The sequence below is a fragment of the Pseudomonas spelaei genome, from assembly GCF_009724245.1.
Classification (GTDB): domain Bacteria; phylum Pseudomonadota; class Gammaproteobacteria; order Pseudomonadales; family Pseudomonadaceae; genus Aquipseudomonas; species Aquipseudomonas spelaei.
On the sequence record NZ_WNNK01000070.1, the window covers coordinates 1 to 1,210 of the forward strand.

At 61.9% G+C, this 1,210-nt stretch carries 2 protein-coding genes; both read right to left on the reverse strand.

The features are described from left to right. Nucleotides 1-375 (reverse strand): two-partner secretion domain-containing protein (locus tag GNF76_RS29225; protein WP_155586501.1); only part of this gene is annotated, 375 nt, incomplete at its 3' end. Between the two features lie 30 nt (nt 376-405). Beyond that, nucleotides 406-1,210 (reverse strand): ShlB/FhaC/HecB family hemolysin secretion/activation protein (locus GNF76_RS29230; protein WP_218585317.1); only part of this gene is annotated, 805 nt, incomplete at its 5' end.

The window sequence follows — 1,210 nt, forward strand, 5'->3', positions numbered from 1 at the left end:
ATTGGCGGCGCCGCCCGTCAGGTTCGGGTTGCCGAGGATGATCCCGCCCAGTTGGGTCGATTGCGTACGGTCGGTGGCGTTGTTGAGGATCACGCCGTTGGCGCCGACGTTGTAGTCCTTGAACTGGTTGTGGGACAAGCCACTGCCATTGGGGGTAGCGATGTTCACCACCGGCACGCCATTGCCTGCCTGCCCGACGGTGGTGCCGGGTGCGCTGACGACGATGCCGTCGGCCTGGGCCAGCAACGGTTGCCAGAACAGCGCGTTGGCCAGGATCAGCGCCAGGCCACGTTTGGGCAGGCCGAAGAACGAGTCACGGCTTTTCAGGGCAGCAGAAGGCTGGCGAGCCAGGAAGGCAAATTGGCGAACATCCATTTCAAATTCTCGATGCAACTAGGCGTTGAATTACAGGAAGAAATCCATGCGGAAGTAGATCGGCGCTTCGCGATCAAGCAGCGCGGCCGGGCGTTCCAGCGAGTGGGCAAAGGTCACGCTGGTGCTGAGGTATTTGCCACGGGCGAACAGCTCCAGTGAGTTGCTCGAGACCCGGCCGTGCACTTCGCCGTTGTAGCGACCGTTGCGAATCACGCCTTGGTCGTAACCGACACTGGCACCGTATTCGCCGAACACCGGACGCAGCCAATCGAGGGTCACCGGGCGACTCCAGCGCAGGTCGTTGCGCCAGTAGCCGCCGCTGTCGCCGCTCAGTTGCTGGTCCTTGTAGCCGCGGATCGACGAGGAGCCGCCCAGGCTCATGCGCTGCGGGCTGAACAGCACATCTTCACTGCGCTGCCCGGTGGCCAGGCTGGTAAAGCTGAAAGATTCGCCCCACACCTTGAACGGTTGCAGGTAGCTGACGGTGGCGGTGTATTTGCGATAGCGCGCATCGGGCACGCCAGGGCGCGGGTTGTGATTGCCCTGGGCGTCGAAGGCGCCGGTACCGTTTTGCATGCCGACATCAAAGTTGACGAAGGCGCTGCCGACCCGTCGACCGTGGTTGATGCCCAGTTGCAGTTCGCTCAGGCGATTGCTGCTTTCTTTGAGGCGGCTGTCTTCGATGTAGTTGTTGGTGCGCAGGTGGGACAGGCCGACGTTGACCGAAGTCTTGCTCAAAGCATCGCGATGGATCACCCGCTCGGCGCGCAGCTGGTGGTTTTCGCTGTCGCCGGTTTGTTTGAAATCAAAGCCATTGCCTTGAGCAACCGAGCGG